We start from the raw sequence: 23,371 nt of genomic DNA, 5'->3' as shown, positions 1-23,371 counted from the left end.
TTTTTTAACCGTTAAGGGCGAATTATATTCCAGTACATAATTGGGCAAAATAAGGATATGGAGTGACTTCCATTAGAGGAGTTCATTTTATCACAAGAATGTTCACTATTGTTCATAAGGCAATTTTCATGAGGGGAATACATATATGGATCGCATTACAAATATTCAGCTTTTCACATTAATCGTTATATTCGAAGTAGGTAGTACTACTCTATTCGCAATAGGAATTGGGGCAAGACAAGATGCGTGGATCGTAATAGTGGTAGCGTATCTACTGAGTCTAGTACTAATTTGGTGTTATACTCAATTTCCGAAAATGTATCCACAAAAGGACTTTGCCTTTATTTTAGACGATTTGTTCGGGAAAATGTTAGCAAGACCGTTACTTTTTCTTTTTGGGCTATATTTTCTCCATCAAGCATTACATAATTTTTATGAATTTGGTAGTTTAATTAAAATGACTGCCCTTCCGTTTACCCCTCTAGCAGTAATTTTATATATATTTGTCTTCGTCATTATGTATATTTTGATGCTAGGAATGGAAGTACTTGTTCGTTCTATTGAAATCGTATTTTTGTATTTCATTATCTTTCTTATATTAATCTTTGTTCTCAATTTTGTAGCAGAAGAATTTGATCTTATTAATCTTCTACCTATTTTAGACAGAGGTTTTGGTTCGATTTTAAAAGAGGTCCCTACTGTTCTTGGATTTCCTTTTGGAGAATTAGTAGTGGTATTAGTATTTTGGCACTTTGTTCAACAGCAGAAATCGATTCGAAAAACGACCTATATTGCCGTAACCTTTTCTACTTTAATATTAATCACTTCTGTGATTGTCATGATTTCTGTTTTAGGTCCAGACCTAGCAACACATATGGAAATTCCGTTATTAGAGACATTGCTCTCTATCCATATTGGTATGATTTTTACCAATTTAGATAGTATGGGTGTATTTATTATGTTTGTCGGTGGATTTTACAAAACTGCCATTCACTTTTTCGCCTTTTCTATTGTGATGACATGGATGGTCGGCAAGCGAAAGCCAAATTGGGTGATCGCTATCTTTGGCCTACTTCTGCCAATATTGGCCCTATTTCAATTTGAAAGTCTTGAACACCAAAGATGGAAGGGGATGGAGGCAGGAGTATACAATATTGTTGTATACTCCTTGATTCCTGTATTTTTACTCATTCTCGCATTTGTAAAAAAATGGAATGAAAGGAAAGGGAAGAAGAAATGAAATCTGAAATCACGAAAATTATCGATGTTCTAAAAGAAGACTATTTTTTAGCCTTTATTATGATAGGAGGACTCCTTTATGTCATAGTAATCTGTCTGTTCATTTTATTTTATTTGGTAAAAGGGTTATTTAAATAATTATTGTTCCCCAGGTGCCAATTCCCCTTTAATTAAACCAGCATTCTTAATCGTTACATTAACTTTTACTTCTACCTTTGTATTAGGGTAATTCTCTTGCCAGTTTTCTTTTATTTTGTGCCAAACCTTTGGATTCTTTTTATGAATGGTTTCCCCGAAGCCTAAGATATCTGATCTTAATTCTGTTTGAGTTTTTTCTACTAACCGCATGATATCCTCTTCAACTTGTTTCTCCGTTGTTTCCTTCACTTTATTGACATATTCGACGACCTCTTGATTACTAGTAAATTTTCTATTGGCTACTTGTTCTACTAATTGGGTTTCCTGATTTAACTCGATGGTAAAGGTAATGGGCTCCTCTCCTTTTATTGTAGGAATGATCTTTGCTTTTTTAGAAATTAAGCGAAGGGAAATGATCGAACCATCGTCCATTGGGACCTTAAATGTACCCTGTGATTTGTTCGTTGATTCTGTTCGTACCCAATTATATGCCATCGCTTCTGTTTCGTTAAGAAATCCAACAAAGCTATCCTGTTGAAACACAGCACCTCCAGTCAATTTAATCGATTCCTCTTCCAATTCTTCGGCTTTATCAAAGCTTAATACACCTAATACTGGATCAATCCCTTCCTTTAGTGATTTTTTAAAAAAGTTTAATAAGTTGTGGGTAACAGCATCAAATTTTGCGCTAATAAAAAGACTATTTAAAAAATTAGCTGGTACAGAGGCAATCGATTTCACCTTTTTTTCAAGGAAGGTTCTGGCCATTGTGCCCTTTGCTACTGCAACCCATACATAACTACGTACCCTTTTATCTCTTTGAAACGTTTCAAATAAATTTAATAACCCGTCCTTGGCGACCTCTTCGCTAACGATGACGACTTTATTATGGGCATAAAATCCATTACGCCCTACATTTTGATCTGCCTTGCGAATTAACTCGGAGACTGTAGTTCCTTTCGAAGTAATAACAATAAACGGCTCTACTGGCGATGGAGCAACAGCACTTAATGCAGCAGGCCTTAGATATTGAGCACTTAGAATATATTCACCTGTTTCTGGATTTTTATCTATCGCAAGGGCCGTAATAATCCCGACTTCCGTTAGCTCTAAACGATCCCAGCAACCTGTTAATAGCAATAGAGATAAGAACACAGCAACTATTTTAACTGATCGTTTACGTATAAAAAGATGACCGCTTTTCATCATCTATACACATCTCCCTTAGAACCCGTATTCTTTGTTGTTGATTTCGGCTTATTTTTCATAAACTGGATTGGTAATCGGAAAGGGAAATCCTTCCACTCTTTCAGAATAATAGGTCCATATGGTGTTAAATACGGTATTCCAAAAGAGCGCAAGGAACAGACATGGGTGATCACGATAAGAGAACCCATAAGTAGACCATACAGACCAAAGGTTCCAGCTAATAATAAGAGAAAATACCGAATCAAGATAGAGACACCATTATAGACCGTAACCACAAATCCCGTAATGGCTGTGAGTGCGACAACGATAACCATTGGTGCCCCAACTAATCCTGCTTGAACGGTTGCCTCCCCAATTACTAAGGCACCCACAATACTAATCGCGGAACCAACAGGTCGTGGCATTCGCACACCCGCTTCTCTTAATAACTGAAAAACAATCAGCATTAATATTGCCTCAAGCATAATTGGAAAGGGAACCTTCTCCTCTGCTGCTGCCATTGTTGTTAATAATAAGGTTGGCACCATTTCCTGATGGAAGGTGGAGGCCGCAACAAATAAAGGGGCTGTATATATCGTCAAAAACAGGGAGATTATACGAATAAAGCGAATAAAAGTAGTAAACAAGTAGTTATTATAATAATCCTCCGGTACTTGTAATGCTTCAATGAATAAAAAAGGAACTGTCAGAACAAAAGGAGTGCCGTCACATAGAATCGCTACTCTACCCTCCAATAGCTTGGCTGCCACCTTATCTGGTTTCTCACTATTTCCTACTGTGGGAAATGGTGAGAATTTATGATCTCGGATAAATTGTTCAATATAACCTGATTCTAAAATAGAGTCCGACTGGATAGCTTTCAGCCTTTTCTTTACTTCCTTTACGATATCATCTTTGGCAATTCCATCGACATATCCAATTCTAACAGTGGTTTGTGTTAGTTCACCTATCTGCATATCTTCAAATCTTAAATTTGGATTTTTGATAATCCGTCTAAGCATGGAGGTATTCGTTTTTAAGACTTCATTAAATCCTTCTCTCGGACCCCTTACGGTAGACTCTGTATCTGGTTCTTCTATCCCTCTGGACTCATATCGAATCGTATTCACAACTAATGCAACAGTAGAACCCTCTACCATTATCACTGTCTTCCCTACTAAAATACCCTTTACCATATCCTTAAGATTTGTAACTTCTTTTACATCCAGGTTATGCACAATACGATTTTGGATAAAGGGAATTACCTCAGCTTTTGGTGATTCTGAATGACTAGACTCCTCTAATATTGGCTCCATAATACTTTTATTAATACTTTCTGCATTAATTAACCCCTCCAAATAGCATAGAAGTACTTTTTTCTGCTCTTGAAGCGGTAGGTTGAATTCTCGATATTTAATGTCTGTACTTTGATGAAATATTTGCTGTAAGGCAGCTTTATTATCCGATATATTTCCATGGATATTTCCTTTTATTTGTTCGATTTCTGTTTTTGGACTCTTTTCACTTTTCTTTCCAAACCATAATTTTCGTTTCCTATTCATCTGACAGCCCTCTCTAAAAGAAATAATATTTTTTAGTATGGGTGAAAGCTTGAAAATTCATGCACTAGGAAGGAAAATCGGAGTATTTCATGACAAAAGAAATAAGAGTCTTTCAAACAAAAAAACCTGTACCAAAGGTTTCCTTTCTGGACAGGTTTATGCGTCTATTGGCTGAAGTGGAGGGTTTATGATCAAGTGAAAAAGACGGTGATTCTTCCAATATTGTCTACTATTTAGTTGACTCCTTCTAGAATAGCTAAAATGTCCTCTTTCGTATCAGCATGGATCAATTTTTGAATATTTTCTTCCTCTGCACAAACTAATGCAATCTTGGATAGGATCTCTAAGTGCTCCTCCCCTTTTCCAGCGATTCCGATCAAGATATGGACATTTTCTCCATTAAAATCAACCCCATCAGGCACAGTGACCACAGATAGACCCGTGTGAAGGACCGCATCCTTCGCATCATCAGTTCCATGTGGAATGGCTACATTATTTCCGATATAAGTGGAGGTTAGCTTTTCACGTTCTAACATTTTATCAACATAGGATTCCTCTACATATCCATTTTCCTTCAAAATATTCCCTGTCAAGCGAATTGCTTCTTCCTTATCGTTTAATACTGCCCCTAACATCATATTATCTTTTGTTAAAATATCCTTTGTCATTTATAAGCACTCCTTTTTATATCGTTAATTTCTCTTTAATAAACTGATGTAATTGGATAGCGAGATAAGAACCTATTCTCTCCTGATCCTCGGATTGAAATATTTCCGTACTCTCTTGATTTCTAATTAACAAGCTGCTAATAAAGCTTAATATCTCCATTTCTGCTTCCTCTGCGTTAATTGGTGAAAGCATGATCAAGAAATGTTTGATTTTCATACTATTACCATCCATTCCTTGAACGATGATCGATTTTGCTAAAGGATGGATCGTAAAGCTTGGCTTCATAATATCTTCACTACGTGTATGAAATAATGCCAGCATTGTATTTGGAATACCTAATCCACCTAAGTCTGCCCTTTCTTGCAATTTGATTGCTACCCTTTTGGCATCGGTGATTACTTGCTTTTCCTCTAACTCCTTACAAATCTCTTGTAAAATAAAAGCTAATGCTTGATTTCCTTGATAGGATTGAAGATAAAAGCCTTCTAATAAGGAAATCACTGCACTTGTCATCGATTTTATACCTTTTATGTGGTTAACCGTTTCTTGCTTCGTTATTTTCCTGTTTTTTAATGTAGTGATCTTTGCTTTTTTTAGGCCAGCTTTCATTTTAAGTTTTCGGATTTGACTATTAATCTTATGAATATCCTCTGTCGTCAGAATAGGTGATGCCAAAATATACTCATGCTCCATATGCTTGATCGGCACTGTTGAGATAATAAAATCATAGCTCGACCATTTTCTATTCTCTAAATCAAATAAAGAAGAGCTTTCAATCTCGGTGATCTCAGGAATTTGTTGAATAATCTTCGATGCGAGCATCTTGGATGTCCCTATCCCACTCGAACAGACTACAAGTACTTTTAACGTTATTTCTTTATCCATTCGTAAGAGAGCAGAAGCAAAATGTAGCACAAGGTAAGCAATTTCCTCTTTTGGAAAATGGATATCAGGAAACACTTTCTTTGTCCCTTCCTCCAATATAAAGAAAAGCTGATGGTAGTCTGATTCTATTTCTTCCATTAATGGATTCTTAATATTCATTCCTTGCTGCAACCGATAAATGGCTGGCTTTAAATGGGCAACGAGGTCATCTAGAATATGCTCTAAACTCAGTAAATCTTTATTTAATATATTACTAACAAAGGAAATTAGTTGCTTTGCCTTGTAAGCAATGTCTAGAGAGGACTCTTCCATCAAATATTCATGGTTTCGTAGTTTAGCACCAAGTAAGTGCATGGTTACATAACCTATTTCATCATTAGGTATTTCAATCTGTAGCTGTTCCTCCAACGTAAAAGTAATTTCGTGTGCGATCTTATATTCCTTTGTCTCCTGCAGCTCTTTTAAATAAACGGGATCGAACTGTATTCTTTCCCCTTTCTGTAGCCTTTCCATTGCAAGAGCCAAATGAACGACAAGGCCAACATAGGCACTGTCTGCGAGTTCATAGGGAAGATTCGCGCGGTAAGCATTCACCGTTTGTTCGATATAGGTTAATTTATCTTGATCAACCATACCTAACAAACGATTAGATATCGCATTAGACGGATCTTCTTTTTCAATGTTCTTACGTAGTAATTGGATAACCTCTGATTCACTGACATGCTTAGAGATTAAATAACTGATGGCAGCACGTTTATTTTCTTCTGCACCATCTATTTTGACACCATATCCTCTTCTTCGTATTAGGTTCAATTCATACTTTGTCATGATTTCCTCTAGCATATCTAAATCATGACTGATCGTGGCAATCGTTACATTTAGTTCACTGGCTAAATGAAATAATTTGATTGGCTCTCTTGTTTCAAGAAGGGTTGTTAGTATAATCGACTGTCTCTCATCTGGTGTATAATCGGTATATTGTAGCTTCATGATCGCATGCTTTAATGCCTTTTTATCAGTATCGTCTCCTAAAACCGATACCCCTACACCTGCGCGCTTGTTTATACGGAGCTCATATTGCGATAGAACGTCTTCCATATTTTTTAAATCACGGTGTACAGTTCTTTCACTTACTTCTAAGTTCTTGGCAATGGTTTTGATAGTGGTTGGCTCCTGTTTCGATAAGAGTAATTCAATAGTACGTCTTTCTCTACCCGATAAATACAATAAACACCCCTCCCTTTCTCCAATACAAGACAGACAAATTTAAATTACTTTCTTTCAGTTTATACCTGCTTTCCCCATCGTTTCAACGTTATTTTATTATTTTATTTTCTGGTTAAATGTTGACAAAATTTAATAAGTTAGAAATGCGGAATTCACGTGGAGCTAGGTAATTCTATTTGTGTAGAAGTGGAAATTAAAAGGAAAACACATTTTAATAAACCTAAAATGTGTTTTCCTTTGTTTTACCCTAATTCACGTTTAAATAATTTATTGGAAATAATGTAAGCGATGATCATGACACCGATGCACCAAGCAAGAGCAGTCCAGATACTATTGTTAACCTGGCCTTCATATAAGAGGGCACGGATCGAATTTACGATTGAAGTAACGGGCTGGTTCTCCGCGAACGCACGAACAATTTTAGGCATGGTTTCGGTGGGAACAAAAGCCGAGCTAATAAAAGGTAGAAAAATCAGCGGATACGAGTATGCTGTCGCTCCTTCCATTGACCGTGCTGTCAGCCCGGGAATGACCGCGAGCCATGTCAGCGCCAGTGTAAACAGACTGAGTATTCCAACTACCGCGAGCCAATCTAGGATATCCGCATTAGATCGGAACCCTATTAAGAGCGCGATGAGGATAACGATACCGACAGTGAGCACGTTGGTAACAAGTGAGGTCCACACGTGAGCCCACAACACCGATGAGCGCTTGATGGGCATGGTAATAAAACGCGCCATCAGTCCGCTTTTTACATCTGTAAATAGTCGTAAGGAAGTGTAAGCAATGCCTGATGCGATAGTGATTAGCAAAATTCCCGGCAATAAATAATTGACGTAGTTGTCGGTGCCTGTCTCTATAGCACCGCCGAATACGTAGACAAACAACACCATCATTATAATCGGCGTAATCGCAACCGTAATAATCGTATCTGGACTGCGCATAATATTAGCGCAACAAGGCGCTAATTTACCTATATTTTTCTATTCAGTCAGAATTATTTATTGAATTTACTTTTTTCTCAATGCTTAATAATACTCTGATTCAAATCTTCCGATACTTGTCGACATAGGTTTTAGGATTTGCCATTAGTTCGTCGGCAAAGCAACAGGGTAAATAAAAAACATAATATTATTAGTACGAAGCAAACTCGAACGATATTCCGGCAAAAGTTCGATAGAATTTTGCCGTCTAGTATTATGTTCCTTCTATTTTTTCTTAGCCTTATCGACTTTTTGTTTGATCGATTCTTGATAAAGATCAGCGTAAGTTTTTGAGTCTTCAATCAGTGCATCGCAGAAAGCAGCAACGTCTGTTCCTGTGACTTCAAGCACACCTTTCCCAGCAGCTACGCCTTCTTCAAAGAAGTTGATAATCTCTGAGAGCAGTCCGATACCTTCGTTTAGCTCAACAGGACCGACTTTAAAGAGATATTTTTGGATCTCTTTATAAACAATTTGGTAATCTTGCGGAAGCGCTTTGACACGTGAAACATGGGCTCTCCATACTTTTTTGCCTTCGATGATTCCCTTGATACTCATTTCAGTCCTCCTAATTTTTTTGCTACGTTCTTGTTGAGTTGTTCACGCCATTTATCTCTATAAGTTTTTGCGCCTTCGTCACCAACAAGGGCTGCGCAGAAGCCTTTGATATCATCTCCTAGTACTTCATCGACGCTCTGGCCGTCTGCTGATGTAACTTCAAGCAGTTCAAGAGCACTGTCAAGAATCGGCATCAGATTACGACCGGTGAAATCTCCGTGAACCCAGAGATTACTATTAATTTCTTTCCAAGCAGTTTGATAGTCAGCTGGCAAGACTTTTGCTCGTGCTTCAAAACCTTTTATTTCTTTAGTCATATCGCTACCGGTTATTTTTTCTAAAAAGTTCATTGTATTCTCCTTTAAGATATTAAGCTGTTCAGCAAAGTACTATTATTTAATCGCATCGTTGAGTTTTTGACGTTGTTTATCAACCCACGATTTTGCATCAATGACGAGATCATCACAGAAGGCTGCTACGTCGTTGCCAGTAACTTCTTTAACACGCTTGCCATCGGCTACGGCTTCTTCAAGAAGGTCGATGATGTGATTAAAGACGAATTTCGTTTCTTGCCAATCTGTCATGCCTCCAGTGTTAAAGAGATATTTTTGCATAGCTTTGTAAGCGTTGTGGTATTCACTTGGAAGTGTCTTTGCACGCGCCTCCATCGCCTTCCATTCCCGCTTGTCTTCCAGACTTCCAATAATTTTTTCAAAAATATTCATTTTACTTCTCTCCTTTTGATTTTATTCGTTTTGAGTTCGTTAATTTTACTTGAGACAAAATCCCATCTTCTCCAAAAAATTTCAAGTTGCTTTTGACCTGCTGCGTTGAGTGTGTAAAATTTTCTCGGCGGTCCCTTAGTGGATGGCTTTTTCTCGATGTCCACCAGATTATGTTTCTCAAGTCGCATAGTAATCGTATAAACTGTGCCTTCCACTACATCGGTGAAGCCAAGCTCTCGAAGATGTTGCGTGATTTCATAGCCATAAGTTTCGCCACGGCTGATGATCTCAAGCACACAACCCTCAAGCACACCTTTTAGCATTTCTGTGTTATTTTCCAAGTTTCCCACTCCATTTGTATTTCCCTATATTTTTTCAGTATTCTGTATCACAGGTATTTTGCAATACAGATATTAAGTGTTACTGATTACTAGTATATAGTAATACATAATAGCATCACTTGTCAAGAATAAAAAGTCCATTTTTTTAAGGATTCGAAACTAACTCAAGCCATCTGAGAGCTATACTTAGTCTGTTATTATAGAAGTTTCTCTATAGATTAATCACTCTACAATCGTCTTAAAGTTTTCATGTATAAATTAAAAAGGATAATTAGCCTTAAATAGGCTAACTATCCTTTGACGGATTATTTTATTTTTTATTTTTCAGTTCGTTAACTAATTCATCGTACTTTGGACTACTTAAGAAATTGTCTACTGAGATATGCTGGGCATTTGGTATTTTTGCCTTAGCCCGGTCCGTTAAGTCTTTATGGGTAATAATAAGATCTGCATCTTCTTGAAGATCATTTATCGCTTTATTCGTCACTTCAATATCAATGTTTGCCTTTTTGAATTTATCACGAAGCAATGAAGCTCCCATTGCGCTCGAACCCATCCCTGCATCACAAGCAAAAACCACTTTATTTACTTCACCCATCACTTTATTCTCCGTTAAATTATCTGCCACAGAGCTTTTCTTCCCTTTCATCTCTTGCATCTTACTTGTAGCATCGGTAAGATCTTCTTCCCTCTCCTTGCTCGTTCTTAATATCACTGCAGCAATTAAGAAGGAAACAATGGTTGCCACAATAACTCCTAGAATAACAGCAAGATGATCTCCTCTCGCCGTCATTGCTACTAACGCAAATATACTTCCAGGTGATGGAGGTGCTGATAAGCCTGCATTAAATAAACTGAATGTGAACACACCACTCACACCACCACCGATAGCTGCTAATAATAGTGCTGGCTTCATTAAAATATATGGGAAGTAGATCTCATGAATCCCACCTAAAAAATGAATAACTGCTGCACCAGATGCCGAATTTTTCGCCATTCCTTTACCGAATAGCATAAAGGCTAATAAAATTCCTAGACCTGGTCCTGGATTTGTTTCTAACAAGAACAAAATCGATTTCCCTGCTTCAGAGGCTTGGTCTACCCCTAGAGGACTTAAAATCCCATGATTGATGGCATTATTTAAGAAAAGCACCTTAGCTGGTTCTATGATGATGTTCGCAAGCGGCAATAGGCCTGCATTGATTAAGGCTTCTACTCCAGATGCTAAAACTTCACTTAACACTGTCACAATTGGTCCAATAACCTTCAAGGCAATTCCTGCTAGAATTGCAGCAAGTATACCTGCTGAGAAGTTATTATAGAGCATTTCAAATCCAGAACGAATTCGATGTTGGAATAATCCATCTATTTTTTTGATTAAATACCCACTGAGCGGCCCTACTAGCATCGCTCCTAAAAACATCGGTATATCGGCACCAACAATAACCCCCATTGTCGCCGTCGCACCCACTACACCACCACGAATGTCATATACGATTTTCCCACCAGTAAAACCAATTAATAATGGCAATAAATAGTTAATCATTGGATCTACTAGTGCCGCAAAATCTTCGTTTGGCATCCAACCATCTGGTATAAATAGTGCGGTAATAAGACCCCATGCGATAAACGCAGCAATGTTTGGCATAATCATACCACTTAAATAACTACCAAAACGTTGAACTTTCGCTCGAAATCCTTTATTTTCCATTGACTTTACCCCTTTCCCTCTTTTTTTTAGATAAGAATAATTGCTTATCTTAAGAATATAGCGATAACATCTCATATTCAAACTAATCTAATCATTATTTTGGCAAAGAGGATGTTGTCAGGATTTAATAAAGTAAGACTTCCATCAGTAGGGATGGTTAACGAAACTTATTAGGATGCGTAGCGCCAGTGACCGAAACAACACTTTTTTAGTTCTCGAAATAACTCCTATAGATGTAAGCTAAAGAACAACTTCAATAAATGGTAATCTATCTGTCTATGTGGAGTGCCAACAAGCGTCTTAGGTTGTCATCAATAAATTGATTATCGGCACTGTTGATCCCGCGCCCCGCGAAATGGCCCCAAATTGACTCGATAGGTTGAAAATCAGCGTTCGGTATAAGATTAGCCTCGTATTCATTATCATCTGCTGTGCAGAAAAGATCTGTGCTCCCTGGCATGATGCAGGTAAGTGCTTGAATGCCTCTGAGTGCCGCATCGAAATCACCGTTATAGGTGGAATTTGCACTTAGATCTGCGTTTTGTCCAGTCCATAGCATTGCCAGAACATTGTGGGGATCCATCTTCATAAAACTCTTTTCCCAGACACCAGCTACAAAACTCTCTAATGAATCATATCCTAGCACACGATAAAGTTCCTCTCTGTAAAATGTCTGAGATAAGCCCCACCCCGCATAAACACGGGCAACGGCACGCATGTCTGTAGAAGTCAACTGACTTATTTTATTGGAATCAAAACCTACTGAAGCCATGAGTGAAGCCTTCATTCCATCTAGGACTATATATGTTTGTGGCCAAGTCTTTGCACCCCCACAGAAGGGTGCAATACGTTCTACCATGTCTGGATAACTTGCCCCCCATTGGAATGCTTGAACACCTCCCATTGACCATCCAAGGACGAGAGCGATCTTGTGAATCCCAAATTTTTCGGTCACTAGTCGATGCTGTAATTTCACATTGTCATAGATCGTAACTTGAGGAAATTTAGCTCGATCGAATGGAGGTGGCGTGTTACTAGGAGATGAGGATAATCCGTTACCTAGCAAATTAGGAACAATAATAAAATATTTTTGTGGATCCAGTGCCATTCCATTTCCAATCAACCACTCATTCTGAACATGTTGGTCACCAAAAGCAGTTGGATAGATGATCACATTATCTTTCTCTTCATTTAATTTCCCGTAAGTCTTATAAGCAAGAAAAGCTTTCGGTAACGTCACTCCTGATTGCAAGGTTACGTCACCTAAATCAAAAATTTCATAATCCATTCTATTGTTGCTCCCTTCTATTTTTAAAACAAAACTTTTTAGAATCTATTTCTTTGTTGTAAGTATAAACCTGTGTTACTCTCAATAAAAGTGAATAAAATTAAAAATAGTATTCAATAAAATTGAAAGTGCTAGGAGGAAAATAGGATGGAATTGCGTCAACTAAATACGTTTCGTACGGTTGCATCCACTCTAAATTTTAGTCGTGCTGCGGAAGTGCTCAATTATGTCCCTTCTAACATCACCATGCAAATAAAAGCATTGGAAGAAGAACTTGGTGTGCGACTCTTTGACCGATTGGGCAAGAAGCTCGTTCTTACAACAGCTGGTAAACGTTTTTTAACACATATCGAAGAGGTTCTAAACAAATTGGACGAAGCCCGCAGTGTCGTTCATGACAATGAAGAGTTAAGCGGTACTCTAACGATAAGTGCCAACGAGGTTCTTTGTGCCTACCGTCTTCCAGTTGTCTTTCAGCTATATCGTTCGCGTCATCCTGGTGTTCGTCTCATTTTTCGCTCTGTTCCAAATCAGCGACTTAAGGAAACACTTTTTGAAGGAACCGCGGATGCCGTCTTTATGCTGGACGAACCAATTCGTTCGAGCGGACTTGCAGTAGAACCGTTACTGGAAGAAACTTTCCGCCTTCTCGTCAATCCAGACCATCCCCTTGCAAAACGATCCGCACTAAAACTAGAAGATTTCCATGAAGAGGTGTTTCTGGTTAATGAAAAGGGTTGTACCTATCGAACCATGTTTGACCGGTCATTTGAGAAAAAGGGCATTGATAATATTACTTATTTAGAGTTTCACAATGCCGAAGCGATTAAACAATGTGCCATTACGGGAATCGGTATTGCCTTTCTTCCTGAAATAACAGCACAAGCCGAAATCGAACGGGGCGAACTTGTTGCTCTTCCATGGCAAATTCCCGACTTGCACGTCTACACACAAATGCTGTGGCATAAAGACAAGTGGCTTTCACCGATGATGTCATCTTTCCTAGAAGTAGTAAGAGAGGTTATCGCTATTGGGGAGGAGAATAAACAGCGATAGGAAACCCCTTATTCTCCTAATACCTAATTGCACCTCCACACGTAACTAATGAAGAAAACAATAGAGAAGGAAGGGCACAGATTCCCTCCCTTCTTGTCTATTTACCCATTAGGTGTAAACGTTTCCACACACTAATATATCTTCTCTTTTATGAAAGTACAATCATTTTTCACTAGTCTAAAGTGTCTATGTTTAGTAATTTCGTTGCCTTACAGATTACGTTACTGTCTCAGCATTCACAAGGCTTTATCGAAAAGCTGCTCAGCTCCTTCACCACTCGAGAAAGCGGCAATCCAACAACTGTATAGTAGTCACCTATAATCTGTTTCACAAATATCGCACCAATGCTTTGGATCCCATAAGCCCCTGCTTTATCATAAGGATCATTGGTTGAGAGGTACCAATTTATCTCTTCCTCCGATAAAGTCCAGAATTCAACCTCTGTTCTTTCTACAAATGCGACTTCATTATCGAAGGAACGAATCATAACCCCTGTAAATACTTCATGTACATTTCCACTCAAGGTCGCAATCATACGATAAGCTTCCTCTTTATTTTTTGGTTTTTCGAGAATTTGATTATTGTAGGACACTACCGTATCAGCAGCTAAGATCACTTCTCCATCCTCCTGCAAGGTCACATGTCGCCCTTTTAGCAAAGCAAGCTTCCGCACCTTTTCAGCTGGATCCTTGCTAGCTATTTGAGATTCATCAACATTTGGTGCTCTTAGTGTATACGGAATTTCCACCTGTTTTAAAAGTTCTTGTCTTCTAGGTGATGACGATGCTAATACAAGTTTATTTTTCATGATATTCCTCCTGCAAATTTTTTATCAATTAAAAAGCACTAACTACTATATCTACTAAACTTTTATATGTTACCGGTAACTGGAATATATGGAACGAAGAGGATAATAGAAGTTTGTGTAATTTTTTTCACTATATTCTTTTTCTCATTAGACAAACACGCATTAAAATGCGGGTGATTCCTAATAAAAAAACTTGGAATAAGATTTCACCCCACTGATTCTAAAAAAATCAACCTAAATTTATCTTACCATGCATATACTTTTTTACAAAAGCAGACTTTCTAATTAAATGTTAACGATAACAGTGATAGGGGGGTGCTAGAGGCATATGATAGTAAAACTATGAAAATCGCTACTAACTTTGACAACGCTGTCAACAAAGGAAGGAGACATAGAATGACAGACAAAATCTTAGAAATGAAAAATATCCATAAATCATTCCCTGGAGTCAAGGCATTAACGGATGTTCAGCTTGATTTGTATAGAGGTGAAGTGTTAGCACTTATCGGCGAGAACGGGGCTGGTAAGTCCACCTTAATGAAAATCCTTACAGGTATTTATCAAAAGGATCGTGGTTCGATTGTTTATAAGGGGAAAGAGGTGGCACCAAAAAACACGAAGGAAGCACAGGAGTTGGGTATTAGTATCATTCACCAAGAACTAAACTTAATGCAAGACCTTACTGTTGCAGAAAATATATTTATCGGAAGAGAGCCACGGGATAAGCTGCAATTCTTTTTAAAGGATAAAGAATTGAACAAAAAAGCAGAGGAATTGTTTCAGCAGCTAAACATTCATTTAGATCCAAAAACAAAAATAGCGGAACTAACCGTTGCTAAACAGCAGATGGTCGAAATAGCGAAGGCCCTGTCCTTTCATGCCAAAATCCTTATTATGGATGAGCCTACTGCAGCTTTAACTGACACGGAAATAAGTACATTATTTAAAATTATCCATTGGCTGAAAAGGGAAGGTGTAGGAATCATCTATATCTCACATCGGATGGAAGAATTAAAACAAATTTCGGATCGGATTGTGGTGATGAGAGATGGGGAGTATATCGATACACTCGAAACAGCTAGTGCGAACATCAAACAAGTTGTTTCCTTAATGGTAGGAAGAAAACTCCATATCGAACAAAAAGCTACTAATCCAAGTAGATGGAAGGAAATTGCCCTTGAAGTGAACCAGCTAAACAATCGTTATTTAAAAGATGTTTCTTTTCAGCTCAAAAAGGGAGAAATTTTAGGCTTTGCTGGTTTAGTAGGGGCTGGCAGGACAGAGGTAGCTCGAGCTATTTTTGGTGCAGATCCTTCCACAGGGATAATCAAAATACATGGGAAAACTGTGTCCATTAAACAGCCATATGATGCGGTGAGGCATGGAATAGGCTATTTATCAGAGGATCGCAAACGTTTTGGGCTTCTATTAGAACAAACAGTCCAAGAAAACATTGCCGCTCCCTCATTAGCTCATTATACGAAATTTACCTTTATGCATACGAAGAAGATAAAAAAAGAGACACAAAGCTATTCCAATCAACTAAAGGTGAAGACACCAAGCATGAACCAATTGGTGAAATACTTATCTGGTGGTAATCAACAAAAAGTCGTTATAGCAAAATGGCTATTAAAGAATTGTGACATATTAATTTTTGATGAACCAACAAGAGGAATAGATGTCGGAGCAAAACAAGAAATTTATGATCTATTAGAAAGTCTCGCAAAGGAAGGAAAATCCATTATCATGATTTCCTCTGAATTACCGGAAGTATTACGGCTTAGTGACCGGATTATAGTCATGAATGAAGGACGAACAACTGGGGAATTGCCCCAGCATGATGCGAACCAGGAATCAATAATGGAGCTAGCGACGAAACAAGCTTGAAATAAGGAGTGATGTTCATGTCTACCGCAGTGATAAAGCAAAAAATGAGAGGTTCTGCAGCCCTTCAGCAAATTTTGGCATTTGCTAGTTTGGTTCTTTTAATTATTTTCTTTTCTCTAGCCTCTGATAATTTCATGCAATGGTCAAATATTGAAGGTATCTTACTATCAACGACAGTCATTGGGATACTGGCATTAGGCACTACCTTTGTCATCATTACAGGTGGTATCGACTTATCGATAGGTACTGGGATGACGCTCACCTCTGTCATGACGGGAGTATTTATTGTTTATTTAGGCTTACCTATCCTAATAGGTATCCTTGGTGGAATTGTAATGGGAGCACTTATTGGACTAATCTCGGGATTCTCTGTTTCGATATTAAAAATACCGCCATTTATTGCTACGCTTGCAATGATGATGATCGCAGAGGGATTGTCTCTCATAATCTCTGGGGCTTCACCTATTTATTTTAGTGATATAGAGGGCTTTCATCAAATTGCACTCGGATCTATTATTCCTGGAGTCAACCTTCCAAATGCTATATTAATATTTTTTCTTATGGTGCTGATCGGCTGGATATTATTATCCAAAACCATCGTCGGGCGCTATACCTTCTCGATTGGTAGTAATGAGGAAGCCACTCGTTTATCGGGGATCAATGTTACGAAATGGAAAATCATTATTTATACCATTGCTGGATGCTTCACCGGTGTTGCTGGTGTGATTATGGCATCAAGGCTAGATTCTGCACAACCAGCACTTGGGATGGGATATGAGCTAGAAGCAATTGCTGCTGTCGTGATTGGTGGTACATCATTAAGTGGTGGTAAGGGCTCTTTAGTCGGGACGATGATTGGAGCACTCATTATGAGCGTACTTACAAATGGTCTACGGATCATGTCGATCCCACAGGAATGGCAGACAGTTGTCATTGGGTTTGTTATTTTACTCGCTGTTTATATTGATATGTTAAGAAAAAAGAATGTATAAAAAGGGGAGTTAACGATGAAAATGAAAAGCGTATTAGCCATTATTTCTTTGGTACTGATATTAGCTGCTTGTGCGAATAACACAACGGAGCAAAAAGAAGAGCCTAATTCAGGTTCATCAGAGGAACAGCCATATATCGCCATCATCTCTAAAGGTTTCCAGCATCAATTCTGGCAAGCGGTTCAAAGTGGAGCAGAGAAAGCAGCAGAGGAATTCCAGGTCGAGATTACCTTCGAAGGACCAGAAAGTGAATCACAGGTGGATAAGCAAATGGAAATGTTACGCACGGCTCTGGACAAAAAACCTGATGCAATTGGTTTTGCAGCACTAGATTCACAAGCTGCTACCCCATTACTAGAAGAAGCAAGTGAGCAAGATATTCCGATTATTGCCTTTGATTCTGGTGTGGATAGTGACATCCCTATTACTACAGCCTCAACCGATAATTATGCCGCTGCTTCACTCGCTGCAGAAAAAATGGCTGAATTAATGGATGAAGAAGGAAAGGTTGCTTTAGTTGTGCATGATCAAGTCTCTCTAACTGGAACACAGCGTCGCGATGGTTTTGTAGAAACGATCGAAGAAAATTATCCGAACATGGAAATAGTTGATATTCAATATGGTGGCGGAGATCATTTAGAATCTACTAATCTTGCTAAAGCTATCTTGCAGGCTAATCCTGATATTGCAGGCATCTATGGCTCCAATGAAGGGTCTGCAATTGGGGTGGTTAATGCGGTAAAGGAATTAGGAAAAGAAGGAGAAGTGACCATTATCGGATTTGACTCTGGCAAACAACAAATCGATGCCATTAAAGATGGTGTCATGGCAGGTGCTATTACACAAAACCCAGAGGGAATTGGCTATGAAACCGTAAAAGCCGCAGTGGAAGCATTGGAAGGAAAAGAAGTGCCCGAAAGCATTGATACTGGCTTCTTCTGGTATGACCAAAGCAATTTAGAGGAGGAAGAAATTCAAGCAGCTATTTATGAATAATCCTGAACTACCACATTACGATCCGAAACTTGTTAAACCGTGCAGGAGGCGGTTTAAAAGTTAATTATCATGACTTAGCATTTTAGTAATTGAGGTTCCGGTGTATTCGCGTAAATCTCATGTTTGACAGTAAAAATCACAGAAATGCTAACAAGCGCTTCTGTGATTTTTTTAGTGCTCAAAAGTGAGTACAATTTATTTTTTTAACTTATAGGTAAAACTAATATTAAGGAGCAATAAGCAAATTTTTTAGCGAAAAAGACTTTAAACTACAGGATAAGAATCCTTTTCAAAAATGGGGAGTCTTCCGTAGTACAATATCTGACTTTATTGGACAGCTTCACTCGGACATTCACTTGACCACAAACATGTTTCTCTATATTGTTTGCAACCAACTAAGTTCCCTTTACTTTTTATTCAATGGTTTTTTCCAAAACCCGATCATTAGAGCTGATACGATTGCCCCAATGGCAATGGCTACAAGATACAATAACCAGCTACCTTCTACTGTAGGGATAACGAATATACCACCATGTGGTGCTGGAAGACCAACTCCAAACAATAGAGCCAAGCCACCTGCAATTGAGGAACCGACTACTAGAGAAGGAATCACTCTTCCAGGATCGGCTGCCGCGAATGGGATCGCACCTTCTGTAATAAAGAAAGCACCTAGCGCATAGTTTGTTTTCCCTGCATCTCTTTCCTCTCGCGTAAATTTATTGCGGAAAAAGGTTGTCGCTAGCGCTAATGCTAGAGGCGGCACCATACCACCAGCCATTACGGCTGCATGTGGGCCAAAGTTTCCTGCTTCAATCATAGCTATACCAAATGTGAAGGCTGTTTTGTTTATTGGGCCTCCCATATCAACAGCCATCATCCCACCGAGAATAAGACCTAATAGCATGGCATTCACACCAGTCATACTACCTAGCCAGCCTTCTAACCCAGACATAATCCAAGCAATTGGCTCAATAATAACGAAATACATGAGTAAGCCTGTAACAAAAACACTGATTACAGGATAGAAGAGAATCGTCTTTATTCCATCAAATGATTTCGGTAAGCCTGCTAGTAGCTTTTTCACGAGAACCACGACATAACCACCTAAGAAACCGGCAATTAAACCACCAAGAAAGCCGGCACCACCCATGGAGGCCATAAAACCACCAATCATCGCTGGAGCAAAGCCTGGTCTGTCTGCGATACTCATTCCAATAAAACCTGCTAGTACTGCTACCATTAAACCAAAGGCATAATCGCCACCGATTGCTTTTAATGCAGCAGCAAATTCATTATACGAAGCATGGTCTGGTTCAGCGGAGTGGATACCAAAGAAGAAGGAAATCGCGATTAATACCCCACCTCCGACAACGAATGGTAGCATATTTGATACACCATTCATTAAGTGCTTGTAGAAGCCTTTTCCTGCTCCACTTGAGCTAGCTTGGGAGCTGTCTCCATCTCCTTGGTAAACAGGAGCCTCGCCGTTTATTGCTGTGTTAATTAATTCCTCGGGCTTGCGAATACCGTCCGTTACTCCTCGTTGTAACACTTGCTTCCCACTAAAACGTTCCAGCTCTACCTTAGTATCGGCGGCAACGATAATCGCCTTCGCATTCGCTATATCCTCTTCTGTTAAACGATTTTTCACTCCATCCGAGCCATTTGTTTCTACCTTGATCGTTACACCAAGCTCTTTCGCTTTATCCTTTAAGGCATCTGCTGCCATATACGTATGAGCAATTCCTGTTGGACAACCAGTGACAGCTAGTATTTCAGGACCACCACTTGTGGAAGTAGACACTTCTTCTTTTCCTAGCTTCTCTTTTTCCTTCTCATCAATGATCTCGATGATTTGCTCCTCTGTTTCTACCTCCATCAATCTTTGGCGGAAATCTTCATCCATTAATAAAGTGGATAATCTCGACAATGTTTGAAGATGATCATTATTTGCCCCTTCGCTTGCCGCAATCATAAAAAATAAATGGGCAGGCTGCGCATCTAATGAATCAAAATCTACTCCAGCCTTCGAACGAGCGAAGGCAATGGCAGGTGTTTTTACTGCACTTGTTTTGGCATGAGGAATGGCAACACCTTCCCCAATCCCTGTACTACTCCCACTTTCTCTCTCCCAAATTGCTTGGATAAACGATTTTTTGTCATTCAATCTCCCAGCTTGGTCTAAGCGATTAGCCATTGCTTGAATAACATCTTCTTTTGAGCTTGCGTCTACATCCAAAATCATAATATCTTTTTTTAATAATTCTGTGATATTCATAGCCCCTCATCCTTTCTTAAGATGTCTGTTTAAAAACTAAAGCTTTGTTACTTGCACTTCTTCTAATAACTTCTCGACCTCATCTTTTGTACACAATGTTTTAGAAAATGCTGTGGCACTTCCTGAAGCTACCGCATATTTTGCAGCTTCTTCAGCATGGTTAGATTCCTGCCATTTATAAAGGAAGCCTGCGACAGACGAGTCTCCTGCACCTACGGAGTGTACAGCTCGTCCTGTTGGGGCACTTAGCTTAAAGGTTCCTGCTTCTCCTACGTAAATAGCTCCTTCTTTTGCCATGGATACTAAGACATGATCTATTCGATTCTCCACATGTAATCTCTTAGCAAGCCTTACAATGTCCAAATCAGTTTTTATTTTTTCTGAAAATAGGTCGGCTAGTTCATGATTGTTCGGTTTTATAAAGGCCGGACTTGCTTTGATTGCTTGCTCTAATGCCGATCCACTTGTATCTAAAATGACGGAAACACCTTGGGCATTCAACATAGTTACAATGGAATGGTAAGTATCCTCAGGAAGAGAGGCCGGTAAACTTCCTGCTAGTACAACTATGTCTTCACTCGTTAATCCTCTGAGCTTATTAACAAAAGATTCATAGTTTTCTTCTGTAATGGCTGGTGATTTTCCATTCACTTCTGTTTCTTCATTTCCAGCTTTGAGCTTTACATTAATTCTGGTGTCCTCTTGTAAGGAGACAAAGTCATGTGCAATGCCCACCTTTTCTAAATAATTTGTGATAAATTTTCCAGTAAAACCGCCAATAAAACCTAAAGCCGTGCTTGTTGTGCCTAAGCGATCTAATACGCGGGATACGTTAATACCTTTTCCACCTGCTTCTTTATAATCGCCTTGACTTCTGTTAATCGTTCCTTGCTCTAATACATCAAGCTTGACGACATAGTCAATGGCAGGATTTAAGGTTATAGTATAAATCATAGTGACACCACCTCTAAAGTTGTTAATTTTGCTATCTTTTCTTGTTGCTCTGTCGATATCTCATCTGTTGTGATGATCGTGGCCATTTCAATATTTGCTACACTTGCAAAGGATACTTCTCCGAATTTTGTTGGATCTGCTAATATATAACTTGCTTGTGATTGCTCGATTGCAGCTTGTTTAACATTGGCCTCTTCAGGATCTGGTGTGGTGAACCCTTGACTTGCATGAATGCCATTTATGCCTAGAAAGCATTTGTCGAAACGAAATTCCTTAATAGCATCAACTGCCTTCGTTCCAATCAGAGCAGCAGTCCCCTTTTTTGCTTTTCCTGCAATGACATATGTCTCAATCCCATACTCCATAAGGATCTGAACATGTGGAATGCCATTTGTAACTACGACAACGGATTTTTCTTTTAGTAGCGGGATCATTTGCATGGTAGAGGTACCTGCATCTAAATAAATCGAATCCCCATCCTCTACAAAAGTAACTGCCTTTTTCGCAATCGCCTCTTTTTCCGCTTGATATTGTGCGGTTTTTTCTAGAAGTGTGGGTTCTGCTCGTTTTTTCTTTAATAAAGAAGCACCGCCGTGCACCCTTTTGATTAATTGTCTATTTTCTAATTCGGTTAAGTCGCGACGTATAGTTGATTCAGATGCTCCTGTTGATTCGCATATTTGACGAACAGAAACGATTTCCTTCTCTTTCAATAGTCCTATGATGAACTCCTGACGCTCGATCGTTAACATTATAGGTATCCCTCAATTCATGAATTAATCGCTTACAGAGATTATACAATCATTTTCAATCATAGTCAATCAATAACGATCACAAACAACCAAAATCGTTCTGATTCTTTTGCACTATGATTTGGTTACTGCTACAAATTGCGACAATCAAGGATATTATTTCAAATAAATCATCTGCTATTCATCATAGACACTCTATTCGTTTAGGAAAACTAGGCACCTTGGTACTTTAAAATTTTTCAGTATATTGAAACCCTATTGTGTAAAAATTTTTATGCTTTCCTAACGCACAAAAAAGAAGCTGTCATAAGACAGCTCGTTTTCTACTCTATTTTGCTTTTAATCCTAGCTTTATCGCTTTATTCAATAAAACAGGCAATACAGATATATGATTCTCCTCTTCTAGCTCCTCAAACTGTACCTCTAGAAGAGACACCTTCGATAATTCCTCGGCTAATTGCCGTGCATTTTCTGACATATTGGTGGAATGATTCGCCTCAAGCTCACCAACAGCTATCAATAAGGAAAGCGATCGTTGTTGGTCATTTTTTAAAAATGCCTTCTTCTCCTTACTGAGACGTGTTTTATTCCAGTGAATGGACGGACTACCAGCAATATAGTTTTGAAAGGCATGATTCTTCGTAAACAACGTATGTAATACAAATAATCCTCCTAAGGAATGACCAAAGATGGTTTGCCTTTGTTGATTGATATTGTAACGACGGAACAAAAATGGCTTTAAATCTTCTTCGATAAAAGCTAGGAAATGGTCTGCACCACCATGCTGAGGCGGGGGGTGTTTTTTCCAGCGTGAGCTTATATCTATCTCTGGTGGGTCCATTGTATAATCATAAAATCGACGCGAAGAGAAGGCATCCGCTATTTCATAACCGATTCCGACAACGATTGCTGGTTGCACATTTGTTTTTTCTGTTCGCTGTGATTGAATTCTTACCGCTTCAACAGCTGTCCCAAAAACAGCGTTCCCATCCAATAAATAGAGAACAGGAAAACCTTCATCTGGCGCAATTTGCTTCGGCACATAGACCGAGATTTGATATGTCTGTTGGTCACGATTGGTTGCAATTAAGCAAAATTGTTCTGTATCCTGTAGCATGACTTGCTTCATTTTGC

Annotated in this window: 21 protein-coding genes; 5 read left to right on the top strand and 16 right to left on the bottom strand. The window is 38.7% G+C overall.

The features are described 5' to 3' along the window. The first annotated feature begins 145 nt into the window (after nt 1-145). Nucleotides 146-1,240, top strand: coding sequence for a GerAB/ArcD/ProY family transporter (locus tag ACZ5N5_RS07310; protein WP_464373561.1), 1,095 nt, complete (start codon nt 146-148; stop codon nt 1,238-1,240). Nucleotides 1,241-1,377: 137 nt separating this feature from the next. Here ACZ5N5_RS07310 and ACZ5N5_RS07305 read toward each other — a convergent pair whose 3' ends face one another. From ACZ5N5_RS07305 to ACZ5N5_RS07255, 11 genes are all read right to left on the bottom strand, one after another. Further along, nucleotides 1,378-2,586, bottom strand: a complete 1,209-nt coding sequence (locus ACZ5N5_RS07305) for a Ger(x)C family spore germination protein (RefSeq protein WP_464373560.1) — start codon at nt 2,584-2,586, stop codon at nt 1,378-1,380. Beyond that, nucleotides 2,583-4,127 carry a spore germination protein gene (locus ACZ5N5_RS07300; protein WP_109983140.1) on the bottom strand — a complete coding sequence of 515 codons (1,545 nt, stop codon included), beginning with the start codon at nt 4,125-4,127 and terminating at the stop codon, nt 2,583-2,585. The genes ACZ5N5_RS07305 and ACZ5N5_RS07300 overlap by 4 nt, the downstream gene beginning before the upstream one ends. A gap of 233 nt (nt 4,128-4,360) precedes the next feature. Further along, nucleotides 4,361-4,795 (bottom strand): PTS sugar transporter subunit IIA, encoded by a 435-nt coding sequence (locus ACZ5N5_RS07295; protein WP_277678045.1) that lies wholly within the window; start codon nt 4,793-4,795, stop codon nt 4,361-4,363. 16 nt (nt 4,796-4,811) lie between these two features. Next, the gene (locus ACZ5N5_RS07290) at nt 4,812-6,908 is read right to left on the bottom strand and encodes a BglG family transcription antiterminator (protein ID WP_464373559.1); all 2,097 of its coding nucleotides are present in this window, start codon (nt 6,906-6,908) and stop codon (nt 4,812-4,814) included. 242 nt (nt 6,909-7,150) lie between these two features. Next, nucleotides 7,151-7,852 (bottom strand): ABC transporter permease, encoded by a 702-nt coding sequence (locus ACZ5N5_RS07285; RefSeq protein WP_464373558.1) that lies wholly within the window; start codon nt 7,850-7,852, stop codon nt 7,151-7,153. Between the two features lie 264 nt (nt 7,853-8,116). Next, nucleotides 8,117-8,449 carry a DUF1048 domain-containing protein gene (locus tag ACZ5N5_RS07280; protein ID WP_109983145.1) on the bottom strand — a complete coding sequence of 111 codons (333 nt, stop codon included), beginning with the start codon at nt 8,447-8,449 and terminating at the stop codon, nt 8,117-8,119. Beyond that, on the bottom strand, nt 8,446-8,799 hold the full coding sequence (locus tag ACZ5N5_RS07275; RefSeq protein WP_054860143.1) for a DUF1048 domain-containing protein: 354 nt from the start codon (nt 8,797-8,799) through the stop codon (nt 8,446-8,448). Before ACZ5N5_RS07275 ends, ACZ5N5_RS07280 begins: the two co-directional genes overlap by 4 nt. 42 nt (nt 8,800-8,841) lie before the next feature. After that, the gene (locus ACZ5N5_RS07270) at nt 8,842-9,174 is read right to left on the bottom strand and encodes a DUF1048 domain-containing protein (protein ID WP_464373557.1); all 333 of its coding nucleotides are present in this window, start codon (nt 9,172-9,174) and stop codon (nt 8,842-8,844) included. Then, complete coding sequence (locus ACZ5N5_RS07265; RefSeq protein ID WP_054788294.1) at nt 9,171-9,515, bottom strand: PadR family transcriptional regulator; 345 nt, start codon at nt 9,513-9,515, stop codon at nt 9,171-9,173. The genes ACZ5N5_RS07270 and ACZ5N5_RS07265 overlap by 4 nt, the downstream gene beginning before the upstream one ends. 310 nt (nt 9,516-9,825) lie before the next feature. Continuing rightward, nucleotides 9,826-11,226 carry a PTS mannitol transporter subunit IICB gene (locus ACZ5N5_RS07260; RefSeq protein WP_109983146.1) on the bottom strand — a complete coding sequence of 467 codons (1,401 nt, stop codon included), beginning with the start codon at nt 11,224-11,226 and terminating at the stop codon, nt 9,826-9,828. 268 nt (nt 11,227-11,494) lie between these two features. Continuing rightward, complete coding sequence (locus ACZ5N5_RS07255) at nt 11,495-12,514, bottom strand: alpha/beta fold hydrolase (protein ID WP_464373556.1); 1,020 nt, start codon at nt 12,512-12,514, stop codon at nt 11,495-11,497. A gap of 147 nt (nt 12,515-12,661) precedes the next feature. Here ACZ5N5_RS07255 and ACZ5N5_RS07250 point away from each other — a divergent pair, with 147 nt between their 5' ends. Continuing rightward, nucleotides 12,662-13,570 (top strand): LysR family transcriptional regulator, encoded by a 909-nt coding sequence (locus ACZ5N5_RS07250; RefSeq protein ID WP_054860139.1) that lies wholly within the window; start codon nt 12,662-12,664, stop codon nt 13,568-13,570. Nucleotides 13,571-13,799: 229 nt separating this feature from the next. Here ACZ5N5_RS07250 and ACZ5N5_RS07245 read toward each other — a convergent pair whose 3' ends face one another. Then, nucleotides 13,800-14,378, bottom strand: coding sequence for a Maf family protein (locus tag ACZ5N5_RS07245; protein ID WP_109983148.1), 579 nt, complete (start codon nt 14,376-14,378; stop codon nt 13,800-13,802). 396 nt (nt 14,379-14,774) lie between these two features. Here ACZ5N5_RS07245 and ACZ5N5_RS07240 point away from each other — a divergent pair, with 396 nt between their 5' ends. Genes ACZ5N5_RS07240 through ACZ5N5_RS07230 form a run of 3 tightly spaced genes read left to right on the top strand, consistent with a single transcriptional unit; the run spans nt 14,775 to nt 18,253 of the window. Continuing rightward, complete coding sequence (locus tag ACZ5N5_RS07240; protein WP_464373555.1) at nt 14,775-16,265, top strand: sugar ABC transporter ATP-binding protein; 1,491 nt, start codon at nt 14,775-14,777, stop codon at nt 16,263-16,265. Between the two features lie 11 nt (nt 16,266-16,276). After that, nucleotides 16,277-17,257: an ABC transporter permease gene (locus tag ACZ5N5_RS07235; protein ID WP_181397411.1), complete on the top strand. Its 981-nt coding sequence runs from the start codon at nt 16,277-16,279 to the stop codon at nt 17,255-17,257. A gap of 15 nt (nt 17,258-17,272) precedes the next feature. Continuing rightward, nucleotides 17,273-18,253, top strand: coding sequence for a substrate-binding domain-containing protein (locus ACZ5N5_RS07230; protein WP_464373554.1), 981 nt, complete (start codon nt 17,273-17,275; stop codon nt 18,251-18,253). Between the two features lie 406 nt (nt 18,254-18,659). On the opposite strand, the gene ACZ5N5_RS07225 is transcribed toward ACZ5N5_RS07230, so the two are convergent. From ACZ5N5_RS07225 to ACZ5N5_RS07210, 4 genes are all read right to left on the bottom strand, one after another. Then, nucleotides 18,660-20,531, bottom strand: a complete 1,872-nt coding sequence (locus tag ACZ5N5_RS07225) for a PTS fructose transporter subunit IIABC (RefSeq protein WP_277678053.1) — start codon at nt 20,529-20,531, stop codon at nt 18,660-18,662. A gap of 36 nt (nt 20,532-20,567) precedes the next feature. Next, nucleotides 20,568-21,485 (bottom strand): 1-phosphofructokinase, encoded by a 918-nt coding sequence (gene pfkB / locus ACZ5N5_RS07220; RefSeq protein ID WP_054788295.1) that lies wholly within the window; start codon nt 21,483-21,485, stop codon nt 20,568-20,570. Next, a complete protein-coding gene (locus tag ACZ5N5_RS07215) occupies nt 21,482-22,237 on the bottom strand; it encodes a DeoR/GlpR family DNA-binding transcription regulator (RefSeq protein WP_464373553.1) in 756 nt (251 codons plus the stop codon). The genes pfkB and ACZ5N5_RS07215 overlap by 4 nt, the downstream gene beginning before the upstream one ends. A gap of 328 nt (nt 22,238-22,565) precedes the next feature. Beyond that, nucleotides 22,566-23,366 carry an alpha/beta hydrolase gene (locus ACZ5N5_RS07210; RefSeq protein WP_054788321.1) on the bottom strand — a complete coding sequence of 267 codons (801 nt, stop codon included), beginning with the start codon at nt 23,364-23,366 and terminating at the stop codon, nt 22,566-22,568. Between the last annotated feature and the right edge of the window lie 5 nt (nt 23,367-23,371).

Source organism: Gracilibacillus sp. JCM 18966 (genome assembly GCF_055392695.1).
This window is presented reverse-complemented; position numbering and strand designations above follow the sequence as displayed.

Bases quoted from the DNA above. Each gene is read 5' to 3' on its own strand.
- ACZ5N5_RS07235 (WP_181397411.1), top strand. From the start codon at position 16,277: ATGTTCATGTCTACCGCAGTGATAAAGCAAAAAATGAGAGGTTCTGCA.
- ACZ5N5_RS07270 (WP_464373557.1), bottom strand. From the start codon at position 9,174: ATGAATATTTTTGAAAAAATTATTGGAAGTCTGGAAGACAAGCGGGAA.
- ACZ5N5_RS07275 (WP_054860143.1), bottom strand. From the start codon at position 8,799: ATGAACTTTTTAGAAAAAATAACCGGTAGCGATATGACTAAAGAAATA.
- ACZ5N5_RS07300 (WP_109983140.1), bottom strand. From the start codon at position 4,127: ATGAATAGGAAACGAAAATTATGGTTTGGAAAGAAAAGTGAAAAGAGT.
- ACZ5N5_RS07295 (WP_277678045.1), bottom strand. From the start codon at position 4,795: ATGACAAAGGATATTTTAACAAAAGATAATATGATGTTAGGGGCAGTA.
- ACZ5N5_RS07240 (WP_464373555.1), top strand. From the start codon at position 14,775: ATGACAGACAAAATCTTAGAAATGAAAAATATCCATAAATCATTCCCT.
- ACZ5N5_RS07260 (WP_109983146.1), bottom strand. From the start codon at position 11,226: ATGGAAAATAAAGGATTTCGAGCGAAAGTTCAACGTTTTGGTAGTTAT.
- ACZ5N5_RS07255 (WP_464373556.1), bottom strand. From the start codon at position 12,514: ATGGATTATGAAATTTTTGATTTAGGTGACGTAACCTTGCAATCAGGA.
- ACZ5N5_RS07225 (WP_277678053.1), bottom strand. From the start codon at position 20,531: ATGAATATCACAGAATTATTAAAAAAAGATATTATGATTTTGGATGTA.
- ACZ5N5_RS07310 (WP_464373561.1), top strand. From the start codon at position 146: ATGGATCGCATTACAAATATTCAGCTTTTCACATTAATCGTTATATTC.
- ACZ5N5_RS07305 (WP_464373560.1), bottom strand. From the start codon at position 2,586: ATGATGAAAAGCGGTCATCTTTTTATACGTAAACGATCAGTTAAAATA.
- ACZ5N5_RS07285 (WP_464373558.1), bottom strand. From the start codon at position 7,852: ATGCGCAGTCCAGATACGATTATTACGGTTGCGATTACGCCGATTATA.
- ACZ5N5_RS07230 (WP_464373554.1), top strand. From the start codon at position 17,273: ATGAAAATGAAAAGCGTATTAGCCATTATTTCTTTGGTACTGATATTA.
- ACZ5N5_RS07280 (WP_109983145.1), bottom strand. From the start codon at position 8,449: ATGAGTATCAAGGGAATCATCGAAGGCAAAAAAGTATGGAGAGCCCAT.
- ACZ5N5_RS07245 (WP_109983148.1), bottom strand. From the start codon at position 14,378: ATGAAAAATAAACTTGTATTAGCATCGTCATCACCTAGAAGACAAGAA.
- ACZ5N5_RS07250 (WP_054860139.1), top strand. From the start codon at position 12,662: ATGGAATTGCGTCAACTAAATACGTTTCGTACGGTTGCATCCACTCTA.
- ACZ5N5_RS07215 (WP_464373553.1), bottom strand. From the start codon at position 22,237: ATGTTAACGATCGAGCGTCAGGAGTTCATCATAGGACTATTGAAAGAG.
- pfkB (WP_054788295.1), bottom strand. From the start codon at position 21,485: ATGATTTATACTATAACCTTAAATCCTGCCATTGACTATGTCGTCAAG.
- ACZ5N5_RS07210 (WP_054788321.1), bottom strand. From the start codon at position 23,366: ATGAAGCAAGTCATGCTACAGGATACAGAACAATTTTGCTTAATTGCA.